At 60.0% G+C, this 26,545-nt stretch carries 22 protein-coding genes; 17 read left to right on the forward strand and 5 right to left on the reverse strand.

Going from position 1 to position 26,545, the window contains the following annotated elements; genetic code table 11:
- Window positions 1-361: 361 nt before the first annotated feature.
- Window positions 362-2,059, reverse strand: a complete 1,698-nt coding sequence (locus BZL43_RS07805; protein ID WP_095631768.1) for a sulfatase-like hydrolase/transferase — start codon at window positions 2,057-2,059, stop codon at window positions 362-364.
- 380 nt (window positions 2,060-2,439) lie between these two features.
- On the opposite strand from BZL43_RS07805, the gene BZL43_RS07810 reads away from it, so the two are divergent.
- The 17 genes from BZL43_RS07810 (at window position 2,440) to BZL43_RS07890 (ending at window position 21,208) form a co-directional block, all read left to right on the forward strand.
- Window positions 2,440-3,792, forward strand: a complete 1,353-nt coding sequence (locus BZL43_RS07810; RefSeq protein ID WP_095631769.1) for a UDP-glucose/GDP-mannose dehydrogenase family protein — start codon at window positions 2,440-2,442, stop codon at window positions 3,790-3,792.
- Window positions 3,789-4,832, forward strand: a complete 1,044-nt coding sequence (locus tag BZL43_RS07815) for an NAD-dependent epimerase (RefSeq protein ID WP_095631770.1) — start codon at window positions 3,789-3,791, stop codon at window positions 4,830-4,832. The genes BZL43_RS07810 and BZL43_RS07815 overlap by 4 nt, the downstream gene beginning before the upstream one ends.
- An 11-nt stretch (window positions 4,833-4,843) precedes the next feature.
- Window positions 4,844-5,590 (forward strand): sugar transferase, encoded by a 747-nt coding sequence (locus BZL43_RS07820; RefSeq protein ID WP_095631771.1) that lies wholly within the window; start codon window positions 4,844-4,846, stop codon window positions 5,588-5,590.
- Window positions 5,591-6,235, forward strand: a complete 645-nt coding sequence (locus tag BZL43_RS07825) for a CpsD/CapB family tyrosine-protein kinase (RefSeq protein WP_095631772.1) — start codon at window positions 5,591-5,593, stop codon at window positions 6,233-6,235.
- A 24-nt stretch (window positions 6,236-6,259) separates the two neighbouring features.
- Window positions 6,260-7,282: a polysaccharide biosynthesis/export family protein gene (locus BZL43_RS07830; protein WP_095631773.1), complete on the forward strand. Its 1,023-nt coding sequence runs from the start codon at window positions 6,260-6,262 to the stop codon at window positions 7,280-7,282.
- Window positions 7,283-7,299: 17 nt separating this feature from the next.
- Window positions 7,300-8,895, forward strand: coding sequence for a Wzz/FepE/Etk N-terminal domain-containing protein (locus BZL43_RS07835; RefSeq protein ID WP_095631774.1), 1,596 nt, complete (start codon window positions 7,300-7,302; stop codon window positions 8,893-8,895).
- A gap of 32 nt (window positions 8,896-8,927) precedes the next feature.
- Window positions 8,928-9,983, forward strand: a complete 1,056-nt coding sequence (locus BZL43_RS07840; RefSeq protein WP_371916204.1) for a glycosyltransferase family 4 protein — start codon at window positions 8,928-8,930, stop codon at window positions 9,981-9,983.
- Entirely contained in the window at window positions 9,980-11,347 is a 1,368-nt protein-coding gene (locus BZL43_RS07845) for an O-antigen ligase (RefSeq protein ID WP_095631775.1), read from the forward strand. The genes BZL43_RS07840 and BZL43_RS07845 overlap by 4 nt, the downstream gene beginning before the upstream one ends.
- Complete coding sequence (locus BZL43_RS07850; protein WP_095631776.1) at window positions 11,344-12,312, forward strand: glycosyltransferase family 2 protein; 969 nt, start codon at window positions 11,344-11,346, stop codon at window positions 12,310-12,312. Before BZL43_RS07845 ends, BZL43_RS07850 begins: the two co-directional genes overlap by 4 nt.
- Window positions 12,305-13,441, forward strand: a complete 1,137-nt coding sequence (locus BZL43_RS07855) for a glycosyltransferase (RefSeq protein WP_095631777.1) — start codon at window positions 12,305-12,307, stop codon at window positions 13,439-13,441. The genes BZL43_RS07850 and BZL43_RS07855 overlap by 8 nt, the downstream gene beginning before the upstream one ends.
- Window positions 13,442-13,453: 12 nt before the next feature.
- A complete protein-coding gene (locus tag BZL43_RS07860; RefSeq protein ID WP_095631778.1) occupies window positions 13,454-14,455 on the forward strand; it encodes a polysaccharide deacetylase family protein in 1,002 nt (333 codons plus the stop codon).
- Window positions 14,452-15,756 carry a lipopolysaccharide biosynthesis protein gene (locus BZL43_RS07865; RefSeq protein ID WP_095631779.1) on the forward strand — a complete coding sequence of 435 codons (1,305 nt, stop codon included), beginning with the start codon at window positions 14,452-14,454 and terminating at the stop codon, window positions 15,754-15,756. Before BZL43_RS07860 ends, BZL43_RS07865 begins: the two co-directional genes overlap by 4 nt.
- On the forward strand, window positions 15,753-17,672 hold the full coding sequence (locus BZL43_RS07870; protein WP_095631780.1) for a hypothetical protein: 1,920 nt from the start codon (window positions 15,753-15,755) through the stop codon (window positions 17,670-17,672). Before BZL43_RS07865 ends, BZL43_RS07870 begins: the two co-directional genes overlap by 4 nt.
- Before the next feature lie 92 nt (window positions 17,673-17,764).
- A complete protein-coding gene (locus tag BZL43_RS07875; protein WP_095631804.1) occupies window positions 17,765-18,454 on the forward strand; it encodes a GNAT family N-acetyltransferase in 690 nt (229 codons plus the stop codon).
- A 4-nt stretch (window positions 18,455-18,458) separates the two neighbouring features.
- Window positions 18,459-19,673 carry a GNAT family N-acetyltransferase gene (locus BZL43_RS07880; protein ID WP_095631781.1) on the forward strand — a complete coding sequence of 405 codons (1,215 nt, stop codon included), beginning with the start codon at window positions 18,459-18,461 and terminating at the stop codon, window positions 19,671-19,673.
- On the forward strand, window positions 19,645-20,457 hold the full coding sequence (locus tag BZL43_RS07885) for a ChbG/HpnK family deacetylase (protein WP_095631803.1): 813 nt from the start codon (window positions 19,645-19,647) through the stop codon (window positions 20,455-20,457). The genes BZL43_RS07880 and BZL43_RS07885 overlap by 29 nt, the downstream gene beginning before the upstream one ends.
- Window positions 20,458-20,518: 61 nt before the next feature.
- The gene (locus BZL43_RS07890; RefSeq protein ID WP_095631782.1) at window positions 20,519-21,208 is read left to right on the forward strand and encodes an N-acetyltransferase; all 690 of its coding nucleotides are present in this window, start codon (window positions 20,519-20,521) and stop codon (window positions 21,206-21,208) included.
- 217 nt (window positions 21,209-21,425) lie between these two features.
- On the opposite strand, the gene BZL43_RS07895 is transcribed toward BZL43_RS07890, so the two are convergent.
- The 4 genes from BZL43_RS07895 to BZL43_RS07910 all read right to left on the reverse strand — a co-directional run bounded on the left by BZL43_RS07895 (window position 21,426) and on the right by BZL43_RS07910 (window position 26,482).
- On the reverse strand, window positions 21,426-22,808 hold the full coding sequence (locus BZL43_RS07895; protein ID WP_095631783.1) for a hypothetical protein: 1,383 nt from the start codon (window positions 22,806-22,808) through the stop codon (window positions 21,426-21,428).
- A 144-nt stretch (window positions 22,809-22,952) separates the two neighbouring features.
- Window positions 22,953-24,395 (reverse strand): catalase, encoded by a 1,443-nt coding sequence (locus BZL43_RS07900; protein WP_095631784.1) that lies wholly within the window; start codon window positions 24,393-24,395, stop codon window positions 22,953-22,955.
- A gap of 281 nt (window positions 24,396-24,676) precedes the next feature.
- The gene (locus BZL43_RS07905) at window positions 24,677-25,483 is read right to left on the reverse strand and encodes a class I SAM-dependent methyltransferase (RefSeq protein WP_095631805.1); all 807 of its coding nucleotides are present in this window, start codon (window positions 25,481-25,483) and stop codon (window positions 24,677-24,679) included.
- A 93-nt stretch (window positions 25,484-25,576) separates the two neighbouring features.
- Window positions 25,577-26,482 carry a LysR family transcriptional regulator gene (locus tag BZL43_RS07910; protein WP_095631785.1) on the reverse strand — a complete coding sequence of 302 codons (906 nt, stop codon included), beginning with the start codon at window positions 26,480-26,482 and terminating at the stop codon, window positions 25,577-25,579.
- Between the last annotated feature and the right edge of the window lie 63 nt (window positions 26,483-26,545).

Consider the following 26,545-nt stretch of genomic DNA (forward strand, 5'->3'; position numbering starts at 1 on the left):
GCGGACGGCAGCGGGACCGCGTTATCGTTAATCGCGAGCAAGCCCGCTCCCACAGGGGGCGCCGGTGTACGCAGAATCTGTGGGCATACCGGATTGACGCCTTCGCGGGCAAGCCTCGCTCCTACGGGGGGCGATGGTGTACGCAGAATCTGTGGGCATACCGGATTGACACCTTCGCGGGCAAGCCTCGCTCCTACGGGGGCGATGGTGTACGCAGAATCTGTGGGCATACCGGATTGACGCCTTCGCGGGCAAGCCTCGCTCCTACGGGGGCGATGGTGTATGCGATGTTTGGGTACGCCTCAATCACCTGTGGGAGCGGGCTTGCCCGCGATGAGGCCGGGTCATCCCAGCGAAAAACTCACTGCCCCACCGCCACACTCGGCATCACCCGACCCGGCGTCACGATGCTCTTCAGGTCAATGTACTTCCACGCCGGCACCGCACCGAGCCGCGCGTTGAAGCGATAGTTGAAGGTGAATTCATCCGCCGTCGGCACACTCAGCGGTTTGCCATACACCGCCTCGATCCCCGCCAGGTCATAACCCATCACCTGCAGTAAGGTCGGGAAGATGTTGTAGTGACTGGAGCGATCCTTGTTGGCCGGCCATTGCGCCTGCCAGTCCAGGGTTTGCAAATCGCGGCCGGAAATCACCACCAACGGTACCAACCCCTCCTCCTCCACCGGATCGTCACCGCAGTGCGTATTGAGCCCCGGGTTACCGCGCTCGTGCAGATCCTGCCCGTGATCGGAGGTATAGATCAGCAACGCATGGCTCAGATCCGCCTGAGCAAACACCCGTGCGAAGAACTCGCCGACATTCCACAGCACGGTATTTTTGTAGGCGTTGCGGTACAGCAACCAATCATCCGGCTGACCGTTGAAACCATCACGTGTGCCCGTGTCCGCCACTTCGACAAACCGTCCACGCGGCAATGTCGGGCGGTAAGCCATGAACGCGTCCGGGTACTTGTCGTGCACTGGAAAATGCGCACCGACCTTGTTGATCACTACCAGCTGCGGCGTAGCGTCGTTGAGCAACTCGATCAGCTTGGCCGCCGCGGCCATGTCACGGTCACGCACGCTGATGCGGTCGAATTGCACGAACTCGTCGATGTCCTTTTTCTCGGCGGCGTTCATCAGGTTCTGCAGGTTGCCGCTGGTACGCTGGGCGTCGATGTAAACGGTGCGCAGCCCGGCTTGTTTTGCGTACTGCCAGATCGAGGGCAATGTGCTGTTGATTCGCATGTAATCGGTGCGGGTGCCGCCGTAGCGCAGAGTGACATTGGTGTCGGCGCTGCAGTTGGCGATGGATGCCGCATAGCCGTAATTGAAGATGTCCACGCCCGGGCGCGGTTCCTTGAGATTGCTGTGCACACCGAACGGCGTGTTGATGTCCAGGTAGTTGCCGGAAATGCTCTCGTCGATGATCAGCACAATGTCATGGCCCACCGGCTGATCAATGCGCGTCAGGCTCACTGGCTCACGCGGGCCGACGGTGTTGTGCAGCGCTTCATAGGTGAACAGATTCAGATAGGCCAGCGGTGTGTACATGATCGGCAAGCCACGGGCCCCCTCGCCGGCCCGCATGAACAGCACAGTGCTGAGCATCATCACCCCAAGCACGGGCGCCGCCACCAACAGTGCGCCCGGCAATGGCGCCCGTCTACGCGGCTTGAGCCCGATACCGAACAGCAGCAACAAACCACTGAACATCGCGCTGATGATTGCATCGCGGTACTGGTACGCGGCCTCCTGAATGAACCCGCCGGAATACACCAGCGACACAAAACTGCTGTAGGTCATGTAACCGGCAGTCACTTGCGTATAGACGTCGAAGAACACCGCCGAGCCAGACATCACCAACGCGAACAGATGACGGACCAACGTCTGACGGATGTACGCGGTCATGAACAGCGCCACCGTTAGCACAAGGAACATTGCGCCATACAGCAGCACAGGAAAACCCATGCCCAGCGCGTCAAGACGATCGAGGTAATCGGCGTAATTCTTGAGTAAATACAGAACCAGCAACAGTTCCTTGAGGTAACGGATCATGGCGATTACAACACCTCCGTGGCCAATGGATTGTCGGCCATTTTCTGACACTAGCACCGAGCCCTCGAAGCGCAAGAAATGCCGGTTTTTTTCCCAAAGCGTCAAAAAAACGTTGCCTCGAATCTGACACACTCAAGTGCCTGTAACCCTTGTGTTTCAAGCCTTACGACCGTTTATCGTTTTGTCAACACCCTCAAAAATCCCTCAAAACCGCAGTAAATCCAGCAGTGGCAAGCACTTGATGGCAAAGAGCCCGTGAAACCGGGGTTTTTGGGGTCGCGTTACCCGTCATTTTGCTGACTCGCTTTCCCATGGCTGGGCTATACCCCTTTTGACAGTCTCATATCAGTTACATCCACCGTTTTACGAGGCACGCCAATATGGACGTGAGCGTATTTGGTACGGGTTACGTCGGTCTGATACAAGCCGCTGCATTGGCCGATGTCGGACATCGCGTGCTGTGCGTCGACATTGACCTGAACAAGATCAAGCAACTGCAACAAGCCGTGCCTCCGATCAGCGAACCGGGACTGTCCAGCGCACTGGAAGACAACATCAAGGCCGGTCGCCTGTTCTTCTCCACCCAGGCCAGTGATGCGGTTGAACACGCCGAGCTGATTTTCATCGCGGTGGGCACTCCCGCCGATGAAGACGGTTCCGCCGACCTCAGCCATGTGCTGAGTGTCGCTCGGCAAATCGCCGGTTTCATGGAGTCCGATCGCACCCTGATCATCAAGTCCACCGTGCCGGTGGGCACCGCGGACCAAGTGGCGAGCGCTGCCAATGAAGAACTGCAACGCCGTGGCAAAGAGGCGTTGAACGCTCGAGTAGTGTCCAACCCGGAGTTTCTCAAGGAAGGCAGCGCCCTGGCCGATTGCATGCGCCCGGACCGGATCATTGTCGGTACCAATGACGATGAAGCGCGCAACCAATTGAGCGAACTCTATGCGCCGTTCTGCCGCAACCGCGAAAAGCTCATGTTCATGGACAACCGCAGCGCCGAGCTGACCAAGTACGCCGCTAACGCAATGCTCGCCACCCGCATCAGTTTCATGAACGAACTGGCCAACCTCACCGAGTTGCTGGGGGCCGACATTGAGGCGGTGCGCAAAGGCATCGGCTCGGACCCGCGCATCGGTTACCACTTCATCTACCCCGGCTGTGGCTTCGGCGGCTCGTGCTTCCCTAAAGACCTGCGCGCCCTGCTGCACACCGCCGAACATCACGGCATGTCTTTGCGTCTGCTGCGCAGCGTCACCGATGTGAATGACAGCCAACGGCACATCCTCTTCAGCAAACTGCAGGCGCTGTTTCCCGATGGGCTGGGCGGCAAGTCCATCGCAATTTGGGGCCTGGCCTTCAAACCCAATACCGATGACATGCGCGAAGCCCCCAGCCGTTATCTGATGGAAGCGCTGTGGGCAGAAGGTGCGAGCGTCCAGGCTTACGACCCGGAAGCCATGTCCGAGTGCCGGCGCATTTACGGTTACCGCAATGACCTGCACCTGTGCGCGACCCGCGACGACACCCTGGAGGATGCCGATGCGCTGGTGATCTGCACCGAGTGGAAGAATTTCCGCGTGGTCGATTTCGATCTGCTGGCGAGCAAATTGCGCGCGCGGGTGATTGTCGACGGGCGCAACCTCTACAACCCCGAACACGTGGCGGCGGCCGGCTTGCACTACAGCGGCATCGGGCTGCGGCACATCGCTCCCGAGGCGCCACAGCCATGAAAATACTCGTCACCGGAGCGGCCGGTTTCATTGGCGCCCATTGCCTGTTGCGGCTGTTGCGCGACGGGCATGAGGTTTTCGGCCTGGATAATTTCAACGACTTCTACGACCCGCAACTCAAGCATGACCGCGTGGATTGGGTGCGCAAGCAAGTCGGCGATTTCCCCCTCGCCAAAGTCGATGTGGCCGACGCCACGGCCCTCGACGCATTGTTTGTCGCCGAACAACCGGAGGTGGTGATTCATCTCGCGGCCCAGGCCGGGGTGCGTTACTCCCTGGAGAATCCCCGGGCCTACGTCGACAGCAATCTGAGCGGTTTTTTGAACATCCTCGAAAGCTGCCGCCACCATCCGGTCAAACACTTGATCTATGCCTCGTCCAGCTCGGTATACGGCGCCAACCAACGCACGCCTTATTCGGTCCAGGACGGCGTCGATCACCCGTTGTCGCTGTATGCCGCGACCAAAAAAGCCAATGAGCTGATGGCTCACAGCTACAGCCATCTGTTCGGTATTCCCTGCACCGGTTTGCGTTTTTTCACGGTGTACGGACCTTGGGGCCGGCCAGACATGTCGCCGATCCGGTTCGCCCGGGCGATTGCCGAAGGGCAGCCGCTGAAGCTGTTCAACTACGGCCAGCACCAGCGTGATTTCACCTACATCGACGACATCATCGAGAGCATCGTTCGTCTGATCGAGCGCGCCCCCCAAGCCGCACCTAACTGGAACCGCGAACAACCGGACCCGGCCAGCAGCATGGCGCCATGGCGCATTTACAACATTGGCGGACAACAACCGGTGGAGCTCAAGGACTACCTGGCGCTGCTGGAAAAACACCTCGGACAAAAAGCCCTCGTCGAGTTGCTGCCTCTGCAGCCGGGCGACGTGCTCAACACTTGCGCCGATGCCAGCGATCTGGCCCAGGCCACCGGTTTCCAGCCACGGATCGAGCTGGATGAAGGACTCGGACGATTCATCGCCTGGTTCCGCGACTACTACTCACTGCGCCACGCCCACTCGCCACTCGCGCAAGGGCTTTAGCGGAGGATTCTATGACTGGACATGAAAAAGGCATGTTGCTCAATCACATGCAGCGTGACAAACGCCTGGACCCCGAACACCGAATGCGCCTGGACACGGCGATCCACATGCAGGGCCGCGGCTGGATGACCGGCCGTGACGGTGGTCGGCCCTGGACGCTGTCGCGCACCAACCGAGTGGTTGCATCCCTCGGCGCACTGGTGATTCTGCTGCTGCTGTCCCCTGTGCTGCTGGGCCTGGCGCTGGTCATCAAGTTCAGCAGCCCGGGGCCGGTGATGTTCGTGCAGAAGCGCACCGGTTACCGCGGCCGCCTGTTCGGCATGTACAAGTTCCGCACCATGGTGACCAACGCCGAAGAGCTCAAGGAATCCTTGCGGCACCTGAACAAGCACGGCGCCGATGCCATCGATTTCAAGATCGACAACGACCCACGGATTACCCCGATCGGTAGCTTCCTGCGGCGCAGCAGCCTTGATGAGTTGCCCAACCTGATCAATGTAGTCAGCGGCGACATGCGTCTGGTCGGTCCGCGACCGACCTCGTTCAACGCTTATCGCTACAAAGACAGCCACCTTGCACGCCTGAGCATCTACCCCGGCATGACCGGCCTGTGGCAGATATCCGGGCGCAGCAATATCGACTTCGACCAGCGCGTTGAGTTGGACCTCAACTATATCGCCGAGCAGAGCCTTTTGCTTGATCTGAAGATCCTGTTGAAAACCCCCTTCAAAGTATTCAGCGGCCACGGAGCGAGTTAAATGGACGGTTCATCGAATAAAAGCCTGACCATCGCCAGCCCGAGCGAGTCCAACCTGACCTCGACCGTGCTTGACCTGGATCTGCGGATCCTCTTTCTGACCGCTGCCAACACAGGCACCGGCACCACCACCAGCGCCCTGGCGCTGGCCAGCCAGCTGGCGTCGATGAGCAGCGGCCAAGTGCTGCTGGTGGATGCCAGCCAATCGGAGAGCAACCTCACGCAACAGTTGGGGCTGACCAAAGAGCGCGGCTTTCGCGACCTGCTGTTCAATGCCTCGCCGCCGCTGCTGCAGGACTGCCTGGTGAATGTCTCCAGCCTGCCCTTCCACATCCTGCCGAACGGGCGGCACATCCGCGGCGCCGAGCACCTGACCACCGAACAGCTGGCGCCGTTGCTCAACCAGTTGGGCGATCGCTATCGCTTCGTGGTGATCGACGGCGACGCGGTGTATTCGGCCGCCGACACCCTGGTGATCAGCACCTTGGTGGATGGCGTGATCATGGTGGTGCGCGCCGAGGACACGCGCTGGGAGGTGGCTCAGGCCGCAGTCCAGCGCCTGACTCAGGCGGGCGCAAAACTGGTGGGCAGCGTCTTCAACCGGCGCAAGTACTACATGCCCAAATGGCTCTACAAAAACCTCTAGGCAACCGCAGAAAAGGATGACGCCATGAACGCCAAAATGCTTCTCCTGCTGTTGCTGCCGCTTGCAGGTTGCTCCAGCACCAGTGAAACCCAGCAGATGCCGGTGCAGATCCTCACGGCCGAGCCGGCCAATGCCCAGGCCACCGACATGCCCAAGGTCGAACAGACCCTGCGGCCCAAGGACGTGCTGGAGGTGATCTTTCACATCAGCACCAGCAGCTCGGGCGCTTACCGCATTCAGTCCGGTGACCAGGTCGCCCTGAACTTCACCGCGGCCAGCCAGCTCAACGGCACCCAACGGGTGCTGCCCGACGGCACCATCGAACTGCCGGGGGCCAATACCTCGGTGAAAGTCGCCGGGCTGACAGCTGTCGAAGCGCGGCAGGAGATCCAGCGTGCCTATGAGCGCAAATCCCTGTTCCAGCCCAATCGCAATCAGGTGACGGTACTGGTGACCAGCCCGCTGAGCGACGAGCAAAACCTCAAGAGCAACCTGAACCACCCCGCTACCGGCATGAGCCGGGAGATCGTTGTGGGCAATGACGGCTATGCGAGTTTCCCGGAAATCGGCTCCGTGCCGCTGCAAGGCATGACGCTCAACCAACTGGAAACGTTCCTCAATCAACGCTACGCGCAATTGCCGGGGCGGATGAAGGTCGACGTCATGCTCAAATCCACGTCGGGTAACGAAATCTATGTGCTGGGCGAAGTCGCGCAACCGGGCTCCTACCCGATTCGCCGGCCGGTCTCGGTGCTCGAAGCGCTGACCCTGGCCCGTGGCACCAACGTCAAGGCGCGGCTCGATTCGGTGGTGATCATGCGCCGCACCGGCAACCACGTGCAGGCCGTGCATTACGACGTTGAAAAAGCCTTGTCCGGTGATGCGTCGCAGATTGCTTACCTGCAACCGGACGACATGCTCTACGTGCCCAAGACCAAACTGGCCAGCGCCGGTGAACTCGCGCGGCAACTGGCGGACGTGGTGTTGTTCCAGGGGGTGGGCTTCGGATTCGCCTACCGCGTCGACAACAAAGACAGCGACAACTAACGCTCAGGTGACCGACCATGAACCCAAAGGAAAACTACCTGCATGAGTTCTTCAGGATTTTCTTCGCCAACAAGCAGTTGGTGAAACGCGTCTTCCTGATCTTTGCAGTGATCGCCCTGATCTTGCCGCTGATGCTCAAACAGAGCTTCGACATCACCGCGCAGGTGATCGTGCAATCCAAAAAACTCTCCCAGGGAGACGCCACCACGTCCCTGACTCAAGGTGATGCCTCGTTCATTCCGCCGTCACTGGCAGACATGGAAACCGAGAGCAATATCTTGCGTTCCCCGGCCTTGATCCGTCAGACCATCAGTGACCTGCGGGACAAAGGCGAGTACGCGCCCAACCCCGGGATTTTCAGCAAACTGGTGACCGAACCGATCAAGCGTTTCGTGACCACCCCCTTGCGTGAATACGTGATCAATCCAGTGCGCGATGCATTCGGGCTTGAGACCGATCCCGTGCGCGATACCGATCTGGATGTCTTCACCCAGCAAGCCATCGAAAACCTGACGATCGAAACGCTACCGGGTTCCAACGTGATCTCCATTGTCTACAACTTTGGCGATCCGGCCCAAGGCACCCGGTTTGTCGCGGCACTGCTGCAAAACTACCTGACCAGCCGTCAGGAACTGCAATCGATCGACCTGCCGCAGAGCTTCTACGAAACCAAGAAAAAGCAATATCAGGTACGCCTCGACGGCCTGGAAGGCACGCGGCTGGCGTTGCTCGAAGGCGTGGCTTCGTCCGATCCGAAGGAAGAAATCACCTTTCGCCTCAATGCCATCAATACCGAGGAACAGGCCCTGAACCTGTATCAGGATCGCCTGTTGCAAAGCCAGCGCTGGCTCGACTACCTGAAAACCGCCCTGACGTCTGCGACCAATACGTCCCGGCTCAGCGAGTACACCTTCCCCTTCACCTTCACCACCACGGTGGACAACATTGCCTTCGAAGACCGGGAGATCAGACAGCTCGGTGAACAATTGACCACTCAGGTCAGCCGCTACATGAACGACCTGGCGATCTTCCAGCCGGGCAGTGAACCGATGCTGTTGGCCCGTGAGCAGATTTCCCGCACTCGTCAGCAGTTCCTGAAAATCGTCAGCAACCGGATTCAGGAGCGCACCAACGACCTGGCGATTGTCACCTCGGTGATCAAGCAGAAAACCGCGCGCATCGCCGACTTCAAGGAGCGCATCCATCAGTTGCAAGTGGCTCAAAGCAAGCTGGCGCAAATGGACACCGAGATCAACGCCCTGCATGCCGCGTTCTCCACCTATGCCCAGCGTTTTGCCGAAAGCAGTACTTCCCGCTCGCTGGACAACGATATGTCCAACGCCCGGGTACTCAGCCCGCCCTACGAACCGGCCGATGCGGCGTTTCCCAAGCCGATGCTGATCATTCCGTTCGGAATGCTCACCGGTTTGCTGCTGGCGATTGCCTTCGTCTACGTGCGTGAGTTCTTCGATCACCGCTTCAAACACCCAGCGCAGATTACCCATGAACTGGGCTTGCCGGTGCTGTTGGTGATCAACGAGCAAGACGTTATGCCGAACAATCCACACAAAAACTGGACCGTGGATAGCTTCGTGTATTGGGTGCGCCATTGAACGGGCCGCTCAGCGCCAGCGCCCTGCCGATCATGCATTTGATCAGCAGCGGCGGCTTCTATGGGGCTGAGCGGATGCTACTGGACCATTGCCTGGCGACGCCGGGGCAGCACCAAGTGCTGTTTCTCGATGCGCCGCCAGCGCTGATCGCGCGATTTCGCGGGGCTGGGGTCGACTGCCACAGCTTCACCGGTTTGAGGGAATTGCTGCGTCATTTACGTCAGCGGCGGGCTGAACAGCCGCTGATCAATACGCACAATTTCAAGGGTCTGTTATTTGGCTGGGTGGCCGCCACGTTGCTGGATCTGCCGTTGGTGATTACCCAGCACGGTTTCACCCCGCGCAGTCGCAAGCAACGGGTTTATGGCTGGCTGAGTTTGCAATTGTGTCGCACGGCGTCGGTGGACCGCGTGGTTTGCGTGGCCGAAAGCATCGCGGTGCTGCACCGCAAGGCCTGTGTCCGGACGGAGAAACTGCAAGTGATTCCCAATGGTCTGCCAAAGGCCAGCGGCCTGCTACCGCACACGGCCACACACCCGCGCTGGCTGGCGGGTTACGTCGGTCGGCTGAGCAACGAGAAAGGCCCGGACCTGTTTCTCGATGCCCTGATTCCGCTCTGTCAGCAACATCCGCAACTGGACGCCGTGATGCTCGGCGACGGCCCGGAACAGGCAACCCTGCTGGCGCGGATTGCCGCTGCCGGCTTGCACAAACGCATCACCTTGCCGGGTTATCAGACCGACATGAACCGGTGGTGGCAGCAACTCGATGCGTTGGTGATCAGTTCACGCACCGAGGGCACGCCAATGATTTTGCTGGAGGCAATGCAAGCCGGAGTGCCGGTGGTGGCATTCAGCGTGGGCGGGATTCCCGATGTGCTGGAGGACCGGTACAACGGCCTGCTGGCGACACCTGCCGACACCACCGCTCTCGCCCGGCAGATCGATACGCTGCTGAATGAGCCGGCCCTGGCTTGCGAATTGATCGACAACGCAAGACGTACGCAATTGGACCGTTACGACCTGAAGGCCTTGGCCGAACGCTGGTCGCAGCTTTATATCCGTACTGCACGGGAGGCACGCGCGTGATCTTTCCGCTCTCGATCGTCAGTCTGCTCGCCCTGGTCTGCCTTGGTTTGCTGGCCAGCCCTTATCCCTATCTGGCACCGGGCGCCGTTCTGGGCCTGGTGGCTGTCGCGGTGCTGTACCGAAAACCTGCCTGGGGTTTGTTGGGCATTGCGGCGCTGGTGCCGTTCGAAGGTTTCTTCAAGGGCAGCGCACTATCGGGCACCAAATTCATCGGTGCGTCACTGGCGCTGATCGTGATGCTGCAATTGGCTATCCACCAGATTCCGTCCGAGCGCCTGCGCAGCAACATCTGGCGCCTGCTGATCTGGTTCATGGTGTTGTACCTCTTGAGCATGATCAATACCGATAACCTGGACATGTCCCAAGGTCATTTGCGGGACCTGAGCGTCGGCCTGGTACTGTTTGTGATCACCTTGCTGATTGGCCGTGAGTTGAACCTCGATATGTTCGCCCGGCTGGTGACCCTCAGTGTCAGCGCGACCTGCGTGCTGGCCATGTTTTCCACCAAGTATCAGGACCAGGGCCGCGCCTCCGGACTGCTGGAAGACCCGAACACGTTTGCCCTGCTGATCGCCTTCGCCGTGCCCTTGGCTCTGTTACTGGTGATCCGTGGCCCGAACCTGTTGCACCGATTGTTCTGGGGCGCCTGCTGCATTTTGCTGCTGGGCGGCATGACCAAGACGGATTCACGTTCCGGGCTGGTGGTGCTTTTTCTCAGCTTGATGATCGGCGCCTGGCACTACCGCGCGCAGCTGCCGCGCATCCGTCCGCGCCATTTGGGTTTTGCCATGCTTGGCCTTGCGATCGTGATCCCGCTGGCGATTTACTCGATGCCGGCCGGTTACATCGCACGCATCCAGTCCTTGAGCATCTTGAAGGCCGGTGCCAAGAGCCAGGACGAATCCCTGGGCCGTCGCGCGTCGTACATCCTGGTCGGCAGCCAGATCATCCAGGAGCACCCGTTACTCGGTTCCGGCCCCGGCACCTTCCCGCTGCACTACGCCACCACCGGCTACGCCAAGGTGTTTTCCGCCAACCGCAAGCCCGGCGACTTGTACCGCCGCGCGCACAATACTTACCTGGAAATCTTCAGCGAAGTGGGAATTCCCGCGGGCCTGTTGTTCGTCGGCATGCTGGGCCTGGGAATCTACAACCTGGTCCGCGCACGTCACGCCTGGATGCTGCGACGAAATTGGGAACAGGCCGACCTGATCACGCACCTTTGCATGAGCTATGTGTCGTTGCTGCTGTTTTTGATGTTCCTCAGCGCACCGAATCACAAATACCTGTGGATCATGCTCGCGCTGACGTTCGTGTTGCGCCTCAAGGCTGAAGAACGTCTGCCGACGGAGGCCAGCGCATGAGCCGCATCAGCCTCGTCATCCCGATGTACAACGAGGCCCGCCACATCGGCCGTACATTGCTTGCCGCGAAAAAAGCCGTCGAGGCTGCCCGGCTGGAATGCGAGTTGATTGTGGTCGATAACGGCTCCGACGATCAGGGCCCGCACATCGCTCGCCAATTCGGCGCGCAGGTGCTGGTACTGCCCGGCTTGCTGATCGGCGCCCTGCGCAATCGCGGGGCGGCGGTGGCAACGGGTCAGTGGCTGGGCTTCATCGATGCCGATATCGAGGTGCCCGAGGATTGGTTGACGCGGCTCCTGGAACTCGAGTCCGGCGGCCAGGCCGATGTCCTCGCCCTGGACTTGCACACCCCTGTCCAGGCGCCATGGTTTGCCACGGCCTGGCAACGCCGCATGGCCCGCCCGACCACTGACGCCTCATACCCGGTGCAATGGCTGCCCAGCGCCAACCTGCTGATGCGTCGCAGCTGGTTCGACAAGGTCGGCGGCTTCGACGAAACCCTGCGCACCGGCGAAGACAAAGCGTTCACCTTGCGCCTGAGCGAAGCCGGCGCGCGATTGCTCGCGGTCAACCAAAGCATTGCCTTGCATTGGGGTTACGAAGGCAGTTGGCGTGAATGGATGGGCAAGGAGTTGTGGCGCCAGGGCAGTCACCTGCAACTGCTGCGCACCCAGGGAATGAGCCTGCGCTTGCTGCGATTCCCGGCCTTTTCCATGGGCATCTGGGCGCTGGATTTCATCGCGCTGTCTGCCCTGTTCAATGGTTTTCCCAACGCAGCGTTGTTCATCCTGTTCATCACCAGCCTGCCAGCGCTGGTGCTGAGCCTGCGCCAAAGCCTGAAACACCATGACACAGGCCTGATGCTGCAATTGTGGGGGCTGCACTGGGTGCGCCTGCACCTGGCCGGTGCCGCGCTCATTTTGAGCCTGTGTCATTGGAATGCCAGGAGGCCGGCCCGTGGCTGAATTCATTTTCTGGCTGTGCCTGCTATTGCCGGTATATGCCTGGCTCGGCTACCCGCTGCTGCTGACACTGATTGCGCCGTTGTGCCGCGCACGGCGGCATGCGCCAGCTCCCCCCTTGAGTGTCAGCATCATCATCGCCGCGCACAATGAGGCCCGGCATATCGAAGAGAAATTACGCATCCTGCTCGCCCAGGATTATCAGGCGCGCTCGCTCCACATCATTCTGGCCAGCGACGGTTCCACCGACGACACCGTGGCCTGCGCCAACAAAGTCATTGACCCGCGTATCAGCGTGCTCGACCTGCCTCGTCAGGGCAAGGCGGCCACTTTGAATGCCGGCGTGGCCCTGAGCACGGGTGAGATTCTGGTGTTCACCGATGCCGACAACCAATGGTCGACCGACACCCTCGGCCAGTTGCTCGCGCCCCTGGCCGATCCACAGGTCGGGGCCTGTGCCGGGCATATGTTGATTCCGGTACCGGGCAAGGGCCTGAGCCTGGGCGACAGCCTTTACCGGCATTACGAAGGCTGGTTGCGCAACGTGGAAAATCGCACCGGCTGCATGGTCTCCGCCGACGGCGCCCTGCTCGCCTTGCGCCGCGAGTTGTTCCAGCGCGTGCCGGCGGAGGTCAATGACGATTTCTTTATCAGCACCTGCGCGCCGGTGGCGTTCAAACGCATCGTCTATGTGCCCCAAGCACAGGTAAGCGACCAGGGCGTCGACGAAATCGCCAAGCAATGGCGCCGTCGCCAGCGCGTCACGGTCGGCGGTCTGCAAAGCCTGGCCCAGCGCCGAGAGCTGCTGAACCCTTGGCGGTATGGCCTGTATGCGATTGCACTGATCAGCCACAAGTTGATTCGACGCCTGGCACCGGTCCTGTTGGTACCGTTACTGCTGAGCAATTTATGGCTGTTGAATGTACATGGCTTCTATCGCCTGAGCCTGATCGCACAATTGCTCGGTTACGCGATGGCCATCGTCGGCCTGCTGGATGTGAAACACCGTTTGCCCAAACCCTTTCGCCTCGCCGCGTTTGTTCTGGTGACCCTGGCCGGGATGAGTATCGGTCTTTGGCAGTTCTTGCGCGGCCAGCGGTACGCGCAATGGAACCCCGAGCAAAATCGTTGAAAGGACCGCGCCATGGCGATCAAACAATTATTAAAACGCACCAGTGGCTGGCTTTATCTCAACTCGCCCGTAGGCCGTCACCAACTGCACGGTGCCGGGGTGATCCTGATGCTGCATCGGGTGCTGGCCAATGACCGCGCCGCCGACCTGCCCCATCGCAATGAGCTGTGCGTGGGGCCGAAGGCCTTCGAACATCTGCTCGCCTGGTTGAAAAAAAACTTCGACTGCGTACCACTGATGGATCTCTTGCAGCCGGGCGTCATCAGCACCGGACAACCGAAAATCGCGCTGACCTTCGACGACGGCTGGCGCGACAACGCGCTGAATGCCTTCCCGTTGCTGAAAAAGAATCAGATGCCGGCGAGCATTTTTCTCTCCACCGATTTCATCGGCAGCCGTCAACGCTTCTGGTGGGAAAGCCTGGGGGAAACCCTGTGGCGCAGCCACGGTGAAAAAGCCCGGACGCATTTGATTGAATGCCTGCGACAGATCGGGCGACCGTTACCGGTGCTGCTCGATGATCTGGATGTGCAGCGCCGTAGCCTGGCGCTTTTGCACTTTCTGCACAGCCTGAAGAACCTGCCGTCGGGCGAACTGGATCGGCTCACCGATCAATGCCCTGAGGAGTCGTTGCCCCAGGCCCTGGACTGGCATCAGGTACGCGCGATGGAAGCCAGCGGGTTGATCCGCTTCGGTCCCCACGGCGCCAGTCATGCGATTCTCACCGACCTGGACGATCAACGTCTGGATGAGGAGCTAAGCCGCAGCCGCAATGCCTTGCTCAACGGTTGCAACCGCCCGCTGCCGGTCTATTGCTACCCCAATGGCAACCATGATGCGCGGGTGCGCGAACACGTGGCGGACCACGACTTCCCCTTTGCCCTGGGCACTGACATCGGGATTTATCGTGGTCTCAGCGATCCATTGGCCTTGCCGCGAATCGGTATCAGCCATCGCACGGCGCGCAATCCGGAGTTGCTGTCCTGGCGCATCTACCGCGGAGCCCGGCCATGAGTCGCAATCACTATCTCAAACATTTGGCCCTGAGCATGGGCACCAAATTGGCGATGATTGGCCTGCGGCTGCTGCGCAATGTATTGCTGGCGCGGATTCTGGGGCCCAGCGAACGCGGTCTGTTTGCGTTGCTCAGTACCCTGCCCGATTTGATCAGCGCCGCCACCAGCGGCGGGTTGAATTCGGCGGTGGGGTATCAGGCGGCCAAGCAACGGTCCATGGGATTGTTGTTGAGCCAGGTGCTGGTGTTCGGTTGCCTTTTGGCGGGTTTGCTGACGTTGCTGGTGGTGGCGCTGGTGCGCGAGTTCGGTGGTGAACTCGACATCACCACGCAACTGGGATTGCTCGCCTGGCTGTTGCTGCTGGCGGTGCCGCTGACCGTCCTCAAGAGCGGTCTGCTGACCTTGCACAATGCGTCGGGCGGTGTGGTGGCGTTCAATATCTTGCGGCTGGTGGAATCCCTGGCGCCATTGCTGCTGTTTCTGGCTTTGTTCTGGATGTGGAAAGACGCAGCCCTGGAAGCGGCGCTGATCAGTTGGCTGGCCGGCCTCAGCCTGGTGGTGCTGGCCGGCTGGTTCTGGCTCAGGCGTGCTCAGCCCTTGAAGTTGCAATGGGACCGTGCCAGCCAGAACGAACTGTGGCGCTACAGCGCTCGCAGCCATCCGGACCTGCTGTTCCAGCAAGTGATTCTGCGTTCCGATTACCTGTTCATCGGCGCCCTGCTCGGCAGCACCGCGTTGGGGCATTACGCCATGGCCAGCGCCGCCGCCGAATTATTACTGATCGTCCCGGAAGCAGTGACCACGCCGCTGATGAAACGCCTGCTGCAACAGGACGAAGGTATGGATCGCCTGACGCCGTTGGCGCTACGCCTGACCGCCACGGTGATGCTCGGTGCCTGCCTGACCATGGCGGTGATCGGTGAATGGCTGATCGTCACGCTGTTCGGCATTGCCTATCAACCAGCCTACCCGGCGTTACTGGCGCTGCTGCCGGGGCTGCTCGGCCTTTGCTATGCGAGCATCTTGCGCCTGGACTTGCTGGGCAAAAATCGTCCCGGCACGGTTTCGCTGTTGATGGGCCTCGGCGCGTTGCTGAACCTGGCCCTGAACCTGTTGCTGATCCCGATTTACGGCATCGTCGGCGCCGCGACGGCATCGTCCATCGCCTACCTGGCGGTCACCCTCGCGCTGCTGGTGATGTATTGCCGGTTGAGTGGCGTACCGGTCTGGCAAACCCTGATCATCCTGCCCAGCGATGTGGCTCCGATGGTTCAGATGCTGCAACGGAAATCGGCATGAAACGCCTCTTGCTGCTGTTAAGCCTGGGCCTGGGTTTGAGCGCCCAGGCAGCGCCCATGCGCTGGGCTGATATTCGCGACGGCAGCCTGTACCTGCAACCGGATCGCCCTGACACGCTGACGGTTCGCTGGGCTCCGGCGTGGCAGGCCGATGCCAACGAGGAACGTCTGTACCTGCTCGACGGCAACGGCAACCTGAAGGGTGAACGCCTGATCGCCGCCAGTGAAACCCGAGGCCAGCAGAGTTGGCCACTGACGCCGAGTGCCGCCAGTTATCGACTGGAAGTCCCGGGCTACAGTTTCCGCCGCTACACGATCGAACACGACGAACGCACGGTGGCGCTGTTCGCCCCGGCCAAGGTGCATTTCAGCGCCGAAACCCGCGGCGGCGATGAGCTGTATTTCAAGGTCGCGCCGGGGGAACATGCGGTCCTGGCCGGCAAATTTCACGGTGGAATCAACACCCTGCAGGCCCAGCGCGTGAGCGATAGCAAACAGCTGTCGCTGGCGTTGAAACCCCATCGCGCCTATTGGCAGTTCGATCAAGTCGCATTGCCCGTCACGCAGGACGAACAGGTCTGGCGCCTGCGCCTGCAAGGCAGCGGCAAAGTCGCGTTCTGGCTCGATGGCACGGCGAATCTGTTTGCGCAGAAACCGCAGCAGCTCAAACCGCTGCGCGAAGACGATGGCCAGACCCGCTTGACCCTGCACAAAGAAGTGCTCGGCCCGACCCCGAACCTGGGCATTTATTTGCCCTACGTGCTGCCCCCTCAATCCAGTTTCGCAGCGCTCGACGCCCTCAAGCCTCAGGCGGGCACCTATTACAGTTTCGTTGACGTCACCGCGCAGAATCCGCATCACGAAGATGCGTTCCGCCAGCTCTATCAGAACCGCTTCGGCATCACCCAGAACCTCACGCTGTTGGCCGGCAGCCAGCGTCAGGCGGATTTGCGCGCCGACACTCAAAGCAACGCCGGCCTCGCCGCCTGGCTCGCCGCCACTCGCGCCCTCGGCGGCACCGGTACGCACTACATCGCGTTCGCCGACGAGCCGAACCTCAACTACTCGAGCTACGCCGACTACCAGTCGATTTTCAACAGCATGGCCCGGCAGGTGCGCAGCGATCCGGCCAACGCCAGGGCCGGTGTACGCATTGCCATGCCCGCCACGTCGCGCTTCGTCAACGGCCCGTTCGCCGACAACGCCGCCGACAAGCGCGGGATCGATTGGGCACGGCGCCTGCTGGCCGAATCCGCTGATCAGATCGACGCCCTCGCCTGGCACGAATGGATGATTCGCGACCTGCTGGCGACGCGGGTCTATCGCGATAGCGTGCGTCGTGCCGCCGAGCTGGTGGGCCTCGATGCCAAAGGCCGGCCCCGCAAAGCCTTGCTGCTGGATCAAACCAACCTCTCCAGTGGTTCAAGCCTGAGCCCCTATGATCAGGAAACCCATTTTGCTTCGCTGTGGTGGACTTCGGTGGTCATCAATTCGGCGCAGGATGGGTTGCTGGACATGCTCAACTGGTTCCAGGCCGCCGACGAGCCGACCTACCCCAAAGGCATGGTGCGGGTGTTGGGCGGCGACCGTTTCGAACTCAAGCCAGTAGGCCTGGCCCAGCAATTCATCCAGCAACACTGGCTGAAAAATGTCATGCGCCTGGACAACGACGCTTTCGAAGTCGATGTGCTGGCCATGGCCACCGAACGCCAGCGGAGTTTATTGGGGGTCAATAAGGGGGTGCGCTTGCAGCGTGTCGATCTGAGCGGGGCGACGTGTCCGCTGGCCAAGGGAGCGCTGGTGTATTTCGGTGCCGACAACCGCAGTCGTAGCGCTCAATTCACCTGTCACGACGACCGTGTCAGCTTCGACCTGCCGGGTGAAACCCTGTTCGCCTTGAGCTGGAGCGGCTCATGAACACCGCCCACTTGCATCACCACGACCGTGCCGCTCTCGACCGCGCGTTTCACCACGCCAGCGGCGACCGGTCTCTGTCAGGAGGCAATGATATGAATGCCTTGGAAAAACTTCGCCAACACATCAAACGAAAAGGCCTGCGTGCAACGGTCCGGCTCCTTTGGAGGCGCTACCTGTTCGTTCACTGGGAGCTTCTGTGGATGAAGCGTGACCTCGTCAGCCCGGTACCGCCCCATCAGCTCAAGCCTTACTCACCGTTACGGTTGCAGACCATTACCGTGCACAACACCGCAGCCTTCGCCCGTCACTTTGGCGACCGGGTCACCATCATGGAAGAACTGGCCACCGAGGGTTACACCGGGCACATGTATCTGGATGGCAAAGGCGACGCAGTGGCCTTCATTTGGGGCAGCACCCGGGATTACCACGACCGGCATTTCTACGGCTGCACGTTCCCGGTAAAGCAAGGCGAATTCTTCGAGTTCGGCGGCGAACTGGCCCGCGCCTATTGGGGCACCACGCTCTCGGTGGACCTGCAACTGCGACTCTGGAAAGCCATGCAGGCCCAGGGCTGCCACACCGTCGTGGATGTCTGCGATGCGCGCAATGTACCGGCGCTGAAACTGCACATTCGCATGGGCTATCACGAGCAAGGACGCATCCAGCACGTCTATCGATTATTCGGTCGCTGGCGTTTCTTCCATGAGACCCGTTACAGCGACTCACGCCTGGATGCGCTGCGCAAACCGTCCCGTTCACCTGTTCCTGAGTCAATGGCGTGAAAATATGATGGTTCGATTCGAATGGCGCACCTCACTGTGCGCCCCGGACTTTCCGGCCGCTGCTTATGAGGCGTTGCGCAGGCGCGTGACAGACCATACGCCGTTCAACACGCTCGCCTGGCTGGGCGCATCCGAGCAGGCACTGACCGCCGGCGAACGCTTGCATATTCTGCTGGGCTGGCAAGGTGATGAATTGGCCTTGTGCGTGCCGCTGGTCGCGTCCGTGGAGCGCTTTGGAAGGCTGCCATTTCGGGTCTTGCATCACCTCGGTTATCCCCTCACGGATCGGCTGGCCCTGCTCACCTGCCTGGATGCCGACAGCATGCGCAAGGCGCTGGTGATCATCCGCCGTCACTTGCCCCATGCGATGCTGCAACTCAACGAATTGTCCGAACCCATTGGCGAAGAAAGCACGCTGACCGCATGGATGGCCCACAGCTCGACCGGCGAGCGTCGCATCAGTTGCCGGGTGCCGGTGCATTTGATCAGCGACACCGACCGCCAGGAAGTCTCCGGCGACCCGCGCTACAAACTGCGCCGGGCACGTAAACGCATTCTGGCCTATGGCGCTCATGTCCGACGCGTCATCCCTGACGCGGCCACCATCGGGCCTTTACTGCAAGCCCTGGGCGAAGTCGAAGCGCAGAGCTGGAAAGGCATCCAGGGCGTGGGGATTTTCACCAGCAACCGTAGCCGACAATGGATCGACCTGGCCTTCACCGCCCTCGCCAGGCAGGGACTGCTGCGGGTGGTGCTGCTGGAGCTCGACGGACGTTGCATCAGCTACCGGCTCGGGTTGCTGGAACAGGGCCGGCTGTACGATTACAACCTGGCGTTCCTGCCCAAATACGCTGATCTGGGCAGCGGTCGTGTGCTGCTCGAAGAGTGGATTCGCTGGGGTCTGGACGATAACTGGCACTGGATCGACGCATCGCGAGTCAGCCTGAAGAACTCCAGCCATCAACTTCAGGAGCGCATGACCGGGCAACTGGAGCACTGGCGCTGGAGTTTCTATTCCTGGCGCCCCAGCGGCCTCGCCTTGGGGCTGACCATGCGACTCTGGCATCAATTCAAGCCGTGGTTGAAAAAGTGGCAGGCCTGGCGGGCATCAGTTGCTCCTGCGTCCCCTTCGACACCCGCCAGTGTCGACAAAGCCTCTGCGACCACCGAAAAAAACCGGGAGGGCAAACATGCCTCGCCAAGTCATAGTCAACGCTGACGATTTCGGCCTCAGCCCGAGCGAAAACGCGGTGATCCTCGGCGCCTTCCAGGCTGGGGTCATCAGTTCCGCCACCGCCATGGCCAATATGCCGGCGTTCGAGGAGGCCTGCGTTCTGGCCCGGCAACCGTTGCTCCAGGGGCGAATCGGCTTGCACTTCAACCTCACCTATGGCCGGCCGTTGAGCCCCTCGATTCTCACGCGCGCGACGTTCTGTGACGGCCAGGGCATGTTCAATCTCAACCTGCCCCGCCATAGCCTCTGGCTCAACCGCCATGATCGCGAAGCGGTGCTGGAAGAACTCCAGGCCCAATGGCAACGCTGCCTGGACAACGGCCTGCGCCCCAGCCACATCGATTCCCATCAGCACGTCCATAACATCTGGCCCATCGGCGAAATCGTCGCGCGCTTCGCCGCCTATCAAGGGGTGCCCGTGCGACTGGCGCGTCATCTGGGAAATAACCTCAGCGTGCCCAAGCGGGTATTCAAGACATTGCTCAACCATCGATTGAGCCGCCTGGCCGGAGCGACCGCCGAATACGTATGCACGCCGGTAGACCTGCGCAACGTGACGATGCCCACCGACGGACTGCTGGAAATCGTCGTTCACCCGACCTCTATCGGCGCTGACTTTGGCGATATCTATTTAAACCCCGGAGAGTCTCTGGCTCACATCCTGGAGCTGCGTCTTCCAGGAATCCCGAGGGTGTCCTATGCCGCAGTACCCAGGACGTTCGAAGAGGAACCGCCGTACTCGATCGACCTACGAACGTTGCAACCTTGATTGATCGCCGTTGAACAAAACGTTCCCCCAACCAACCCTGGCTTCAGCCTCGGAGGACTTCATGAGCGCCATCGCCAAACTTTGCGAACGAATCAAACAAAAAGGCCTGCTTCATACGCTCCAGACGTTGTGGAAGCGCTATGTGTATTTGCACCGAGAGCTGTTGTGGCTGGGGCGCGATCTGGTCACACCGGTGGCGCCAAACAAACTGCGGCCCTATACCGGCTTGCGTCTGGTGACCATTACTCAGGAGAACGCCACGGCTTTCACCAAGTATTACGGTAACCGCGTCAAGGCCATGGCACAGATCGCCTCCGAAGGTCACACCGGGCACATGTATGTGGATGAGCAAGGTGATGCCGTCGGATTCATCTGGGGCAGCCTCAGTGACTACTTTGACCAGCACTATTACGGTTGCTGGTTCAGGGTCAAACCCGGGGAGTTTTTCCAGTTCGGCGGCGAAATGATCCCTCTCTACTTCGGCTCCAGCCTGTCGGTGGACGCCCAGTACAACATCTGGGGTGCGATGCGGGCTCAAGGTTGCGAAAAGGTCATGGACGTCTGCGATGCCCGCAACATCCAGGCCATGAAAATGCACCTGCGCATGGACTACCAGGAACAGGGACGCATCACCCACGTCTACGACCTGTTCGGCCGCTTTCGCTTCTTCCGCGAAACCTGCTACAGCGGCTCGCGGCTGACTGAACTGCGCAAACCGGCGCAATCGACGGCGACTGCGGCGCAGGCGTGATGGGTGGATGGGTGGATGGGAGCGATTGTTGTTGCTTGACTGAAGACAGTATCGCCGTCATCGCGGGCAAGCCCGGGTCCCACATCAGATCTTCGTTGCCATCAGGATTTTGCCAGGCAAATAAAGCGGCCTCTATTCTGGCCGCTTTTCAATTGACGTGACTGTGGATCAATACTGTTCGGAGGGAAAAACACCGGCCCCCAATGGTCAACCATTTTTACTCAACGGCAGGAGTTCCCAGCACATTCAGTATCAGCGGCAATGATACCTGCGCAGGCGCAGTCCCGCGGGTGAAGCTGAATGTCACCGTCACCGTTCGGCCCAAGTTGGCGTCCACAAGCGAGGTGGGCAGCCGGATTTCCCGGGGCCTGATGTTGCCAGCCAGGACGGGAGCGGTGGTTCGCGTCCCGGCGCCCGGAGTGCCAACCCACATCACTCTGACCAAATCCCCGGGTTCCATGTCGTAGTCCAAAACGGCGGTCAGTTGGTTTATGGCAGCGGCCGGGTCCAGGTTAGTGTTGTCGGGAGCCTCTTTGATGGTCGGCGGCAATGGAAGTTGCGACGTTACCTCGATCGTCCAGGTGTTGGACACCTCACTCCCGCCATACAACGCTACGGCCGTGAAGACATGGGGCCCAATGGCCAGTTCTGCCACCGTAAGCTCCCAACGGCCGAAATCGGCCCTGACTTTGCCTTTGGAGGTTGCCCCATCAAAGAGCTCCACTTCTTCACCCGCCATCGCGGTGCCGGTTACCGTTACCGTAGAGTGAGCGGTGTTTCCAGCGTCGGGAATCTGCTGATTGCCAGAATCTCTCACTGAATCGATCACGGGTGCTGGCGGCGTTACCGGCGTACCTGTTCTGACAATGTAGTTTCGATGAGCAAACCGCTGGGCAATAGCCACATCCTGGCTCCCTTCCAGGCCGGCCATGAACTCCAGGGTCAGCAGGCTACGATCCTTGAGACCTGTCAGCAGGTTGGCGGAGTAGTTTCGCGCATAGAAGCCCTTGCTAAATTCCTGGTCGACAAGGTTGCCCGGCGCACTCCAGTACAACTCATCGAACGCACTATCGTCGGCGTTGGTTCCTCTGAGCCGCAACCAGAAGTACTGGCCCTCAGTGAGCAAAGGCCAGGCATTGATCCGCAAGGTGAATTCAGTCAGGGCATTGACATCAAGAACTGAACCATCGCCCAAGTCGGATGCCTGCGTGATAAACGGTCTGGGCAAATCACTTTGCATGACAGGCAACACGTACAGAATCAGTGGCTTAGAAGTCACCGGCGCCGACTCGCCTCGAACGACGGTGTAGCTCAGTTTCACCGTTTTTCCCTGATTAAAAATTACCAGCGGCACCCCGCCTATCCCGACCGCCAATGGCCGCAGCACTCCAACCGAGAAGGGATCCGAGGTATATGAGCCAGCCCCCTCGGCACCCGCCCAGGTTATGCGAACGCTGTCCCCGGGTTCAATAGCGTATTCGATGATGATCGTGCAGCTATGCCTGAGCGCCACAGGATTCAGGAGGTCGGAGGTCGGGTTTTCGCGAATGCGGGGGGGCGGTAAGTCATCGGTGACTAGTTCAGCAGTCTGACTATTCATCATTTCATTCCCTGTGCGTGCCAAGCCGTTACTGGCATCGACGTATCTATCAACGTCAGGTCCTGGGCATTAGCCCAAATAATTGACGTGATTGGGTTCGGCGATCTGCTAAAGCTCGAGGGGCTAACCTCACTTCAGTGTGTGTCAGCCCAACGGAACGAGACGTTCCAATGCCTCGGCCACTCCAAATCCGTACGCTGGATCAGCCTTGGTGCAGTTTTCGATATGGCGCTGACGAATCGCCTGGGGCACGCCTTTCATTGATCGTGCGGTGTTGTCGAACAGCAGTTGTTTGCGCACCGGGTCCAGCAGACGGAACAGGTTACCCGGCTGCTCGTAATGATCATTTTCCAATCGATGGTCATAGTGCTGGACAAAACCTTCCACTGGCAGCGGCGGGTCGGCTAGCTCCGGCGAGTCCTGCCACTCATCGACGCTGTTGGGGAAGTAACTGGCGGTACCACCGAGATTGCCGTCGGTGCGCATGGCGCCGTCGCGGTGATAGCTGTGCGCCGGGTTGCGCGGTGCGTTGACCGGAATGTGATTGAAGTTCACCCCCAATCGATAGCGCTGCGCATCGCCATAGGAAAACAGCCGCGCCTGAAGCATGCGGTCCGGAGAAAAGCTCACACCCGGCACCACGTTGGCCGGCGAAAACGCCGCTTGTTCGATTTCAGCGAAGTGGTTCTCGGCGTTGCGATTGAGTTCCATGATGCCCACTTCAATCAGCGGAAACTCGCCGTGGGGCCAGACCTTGGTCAAGTCGAACGGGTTGTGCCGATAGTCAATCGCCTGCTGTTCCTCCATCACCTGAATGTGCAGTTTCCAGCGCGGGAAGTTGCCCTGCTCGATGACTTCGTACAGATCTCGCAGGTTGCTTTCGCGGTCCTTTCCGACCACCGCTTCAGCCTCGGCATCCGAGAGGTTTTCGATGCCTTGCTGGCAGACGAAATGAAACTTCACCCACACCCTTTTGTTGTCACTGTTGATCAGGCTGAAGGTGTGGCTACCGAAACCGTGCATGTGACGGAAGCTGGTGGGAATCCCGCGATCGCTCATCACGATGGTCACCTGGTGCAGCGCTTCGGGCAGCAGGGTCCAGAAGTCCCAGTTGCTGGTGGCGTTGCGCAGACCGGTGCGCGGGTCGCGTTTGACCACGTGGTTGAGGTCAGCGAAACGCAGCGGGTCGCGAAAGAAAAACACCGGTGTGTTATTGCCGACAATGTCCCAGTTGCCTTCGTCGGTGTAGAACTTCACGGCGAAACCACGGATATCGCGCTCGGCATCCGCCGCGCCGCGCTCTCCTGCTACCGAGGAAAAACGCACGAACAGCGGCGTTTCCTTGCCCACGGTGTTGAACATATTGGCCTTGGTGTAGCGGCTGATGTCGTGGGTGACGGTGAAGGTGCCATAGGCGCCCGCGCCCTTGGCGTGCATGCGTCGCTCGGGAATGAGTTCGCGGTCGAAGTGGGCAAGTTTTTCCAATAACCAAATGTCTTGCAAGACCGCCGGCCCGCGAGGACCGGCGGTCTGGATATTGAGGTTATTGACCACCGGAGCGCCGGTGGCATTTGTGAGCTTTTTCATGGAGATGACCTCGTGGCGCTTGTTGCTCTTATCAGGAGCGAAAACCGGCGGGGGGCGGTAGATCGTTGGCATTCTCTATGTGTGATCAGCTAGCTACCGGGGCATTGGCTTATCAAACACTGGAGCGGCAACTGGCGCCACTGTCAGAACTTACAGGTCAGCGACTAATTCTGACGAACGGTGGTGTGTGGCTTCACGAGGACAGCTTGCTTCCTCGCCACAGGGTGTGGCGATTGATCAAAGGGTTTCACCCGGCAAAACCCATTTCTCAAAGCCGACACTCAGCGCTTCACCGCCATCAACGTGTAACACAACGGCAACTGGGCCTTTTGCTGCTGATATCGATCGTAGAGTTCTTCGCGGTTGGAGTGCGGGTATTCCTTGAAGTGGCTGATCTGCAACCCCGCCTCAATGGCACCAGTGAAGATGGCGCCCAGGGTGTGGACGAACCAGTAAGACGCTGATGCGGGCTGTTCGACTTTGCCTTCGTAAACGATCGGCTGGTTCTGGACGAAAGGTTCGCTGCGAAAATACGAGCTGTCCGGGCGATCGGGATCGCCTGACTCGGGGTCGAACATTTCCAGGAACGGGTGGGTTTCATACACCACCAGAGCACCGCCGGGCTTGAGGGTTTGCGCGGCATGGCGCAAGAAGTCGGCGATGTCCGGCATCCAGTTCAATACGCCGATGGTAATCAGCGCTACATCGAAACGCTGGTGAAGATCAGTCGGCAGATGATGGATGTCCGCCTCGATGAATTCGGGCGCATGGGGCGAACGGGATGCCAGCTCCCGGGCCTGATCGAGAAAGGCCTCCGACTGGTCAATGCCCACGACACGGCGGGCTCCCAGCGCAAACAGCGAAAGACTTTCGCGTCCGTTGTTGCAGCCGAGCTGCACCACATCCTTGCCGTCGACGCCGACCTGTTGAAGCAACCCGGTGAGGGTGTCATCCAGACAGGAAAAGTCGCCATGGCTCACGGCACTCAAACAGGCCTGCCACTCAGGGGTGTCTTTGTGGTGTGGGGCGGAGTCATTCCAGGCATCGCGATTACTGGCGATGGCTTTTTCTTTTGTCGGCATTTCCATTGCACGCTCCAGAATTCGGGCCTTCGATTGGCCGGCACGAGTCTGGATCAGCGTCAGCAAAACCACCATTCGAGCTTTGTTGTGATCTTGTAATCACCGGTAGCGCGAACCCTCTTCGCCTTGATTCAAGCGCTCACGCAAGAACTCGATCAGCGCCTGCACCGGTCGTGACCTCTGGCGATGCTGCGGGTAGACCGCCGACAGAGTCAGCGGCTCGGGGCGAAAATCATCCAGCACCGACACAAGCCTGCCGTCCTCCAGGGCCGAACCGACGATGAAGGTCGGCAGGTACGTGATGCCCATGCCGGCGATGGCCGCGTCCTTGAGCAACTCACCATTATTGACCCGCATCCGCCCGGTGACGTTGATGTTCTGCGGCTTGCCACGCCCCTCGAAACGCCATTGCACCTGACGACTGTGGCCGTAAGGCAGGCAATCATGGGTGTGCAAATCCTCAGGTTTGAGCGGCGTGCCACGCGCGGCCAGATACACCGGGCTGGCGCAATACACTCGCTCGATGGCGGCGAGGCGTCGGGCGATCAATGTCGAGTCTTCCAGCACGCCGATGCGCAATGCCAAATCGTAACCCTCGCCGAGCAAGTCCACCGGCCGATCACTCAGGTCGACCTCCACGGTGACCTCGCGATAACGTTGCAAAAACTCCGGCAACAGACAGCCCAGATGCGCCACGGCAAACGACAACGGTGCGCTCAAGCGAATCGTGCCACGAGGCTCGGTGGTCTGGCCGGCGATGCCCTGCTCCACTTGCTCCACTTCGCTGAGCAGGCGCAGGGCTGATTCGTAATAACTCTGTCCCAGCGGCGTGACGTCCAATCGCCGGGTCGAACGGTTGAGCAGGCGCACGCCGAGGCGCTCTTCCAGTTGCATCAGGCGGCGACTGACGAGTTGCTTGGACAACCCTAATTGATCGGCTGCCGCAGTAAAGCTGCCAGAGTCCATGACCTGGCAAAACATACGCATATCTTCGAACGGGTTCATTGTCGCGCTCTGGTTGACAGCCAAACGCTTTATAGCCGTTTTTTTCGTTTCCGGCTCTTCCAA

Source organism: Pseudomonas sp. PICF141 (genome assembly GCF_002286815.1).
Lineage (GTDB): Bacteria > Pseudomonadota > Gammaproteobacteria > Pseudomonadales > Pseudomonadaceae > Aquipseudomonas.

What these genes read in the sequence shown, in the direction of transcription:
- BZL43_RS07805 (WP_095631768.1), bottom strand. Translation starts at nt 2,059, where the DNA reads ATGATCCGTTACCTCAAGGAACTGTTGCTGGTTCTGTATTTACTCAAG.
- BZL43_RS07810 (WP_095631769.1), top strand. Translation starts at nt 2,440, where the DNA reads ATGGACGTGAGCGTATTTGGTACGGGTTACGTCGGTCTGATACAAGCC.
- BZL43_RS07815 (WP_095631770.1), top strand. Translation starts at nt 3,789, where the DNA reads ATGAAAATACTCGTCACCGGAGCGGCCGGTTTCATTGGCGCCCATTGC.
- BZL43_RS07820 (WP_095631771.1), top strand. Translation starts at nt 4,844, where the DNA reads ATGACTGGACATGAAAAAGGCATGTTGCTCAATCACATGCAGCGTGAC.
- BZL43_RS07825 (WP_095631772.1), top strand. Translation starts at nt 5,591, where the DNA reads ATGGACGGTTCATCGAATAAAAGCCTGACCATCGCCAGCCCGAGCGAG.
- BZL43_RS07830 (WP_095631773.1), top strand. Translation starts at nt 6,260, where the DNA reads ATGAACGCCAAAATGCTTCTCCTGCTGTTGCTGCCGCTTGCAGGTTGC.
- BZL43_RS07835 (WP_095631774.1), top strand. Translation starts at nt 7,300, where the DNA reads ATGAACCCAAAGGAAAACTACCTGCATGAGTTCTTCAGGATTTTCTTC.
- BZL43_RS07840 (WP_371916204.1), top strand. Translation starts at nt 8,928, where the DNA reads ATGCATTTGATCAGCAGCGGCGGCTTCTATGGGGCTGAGCGGATGCTA.
- BZL43_RS07850 (WP_095631776.1), top strand. Translation starts at nt 11,344, where the DNA reads ATGAGCCGCATCAGCCTCGTCATCCCGATGTACAACGAGGCCCGCCAC.
- BZL43_RS07860 (WP_095631778.1), top strand. Translation starts at nt 13,454, where the DNA reads ATGGCGATCAAACAATTATTAAAACGCACCAGTGGCTGGCTTTATCTC.
- BZL43_RS07865 (WP_095631779.1), top strand. Translation starts at nt 14,452, where the DNA reads ATGAGTCGCAATCACTATCTCAAACATTTGGCCCTGAGCATGGGCACC.
- BZL43_RS07870 (WP_095631780.1), top strand. Translation starts at nt 15,753, where the DNA reads ATGAAACGCCTCTTGCTGCTGTTAAGCCTGGGCCTGGGTTTGAGCGCC.
- BZL43_RS07875 (WP_095631804.1), top strand. Translation starts at nt 17,765, where the DNA reads ATGAATGCCTTGGAAAAACTTCGCCAACACATCAAACGAAAAGGCCTG.
- BZL43_RS07880 (WP_095631781.1), top strand. Translation starts at nt 18,459, where the DNA reads ATGATGGTTCGATTCGAATGGCGCACCTCACTGTGCGCCCCGGACTTT.
- BZL43_RS07885 (WP_095631803.1), top strand. Translation starts at nt 19,645, where the DNA reads ATGCCTCGCCAAGTCATAGTCAACGCTGACGATTTCGGCCTCAGCCCG.
- BZL43_RS07890 (WP_095631782.1), top strand. Translation starts at nt 20,519, where the DNA reads ATGAGCGCCATCGCCAAACTTTGCGAACGAATCAAACAAAAAGGCCTG.
- BZL43_RS07895 (WP_095631783.1), bottom strand. Translation starts at nt 22,808, where the DNA reads ATGAATAGTCAGACTGCTGAACTAGTCACCGATGACTTACCGCCCCCC.
- BZL43_RS07900 (WP_095631784.1), bottom strand. Translation starts at nt 24,395, where the DNA reads ATGAAAAAGCTCACAAATGCCACCGGCGCTCCGGTGGTCAATAACCTC.
- BZL43_RS07905 (WP_095631805.1), bottom strand. Translation starts at nt 25,483, where the DNA reads ATGGAAATGCCGACAAAAGAAAAAGCCATCGCCAGTAATCGCGATGCC.
- BZL43_RS07910 (WP_095631785.1), bottom strand. Translation starts at nt 26,482, where the DNA reads ATGAACCCGTTCGAAGATATGCGTATGTTTTGCCAGGTCATGGACTCT.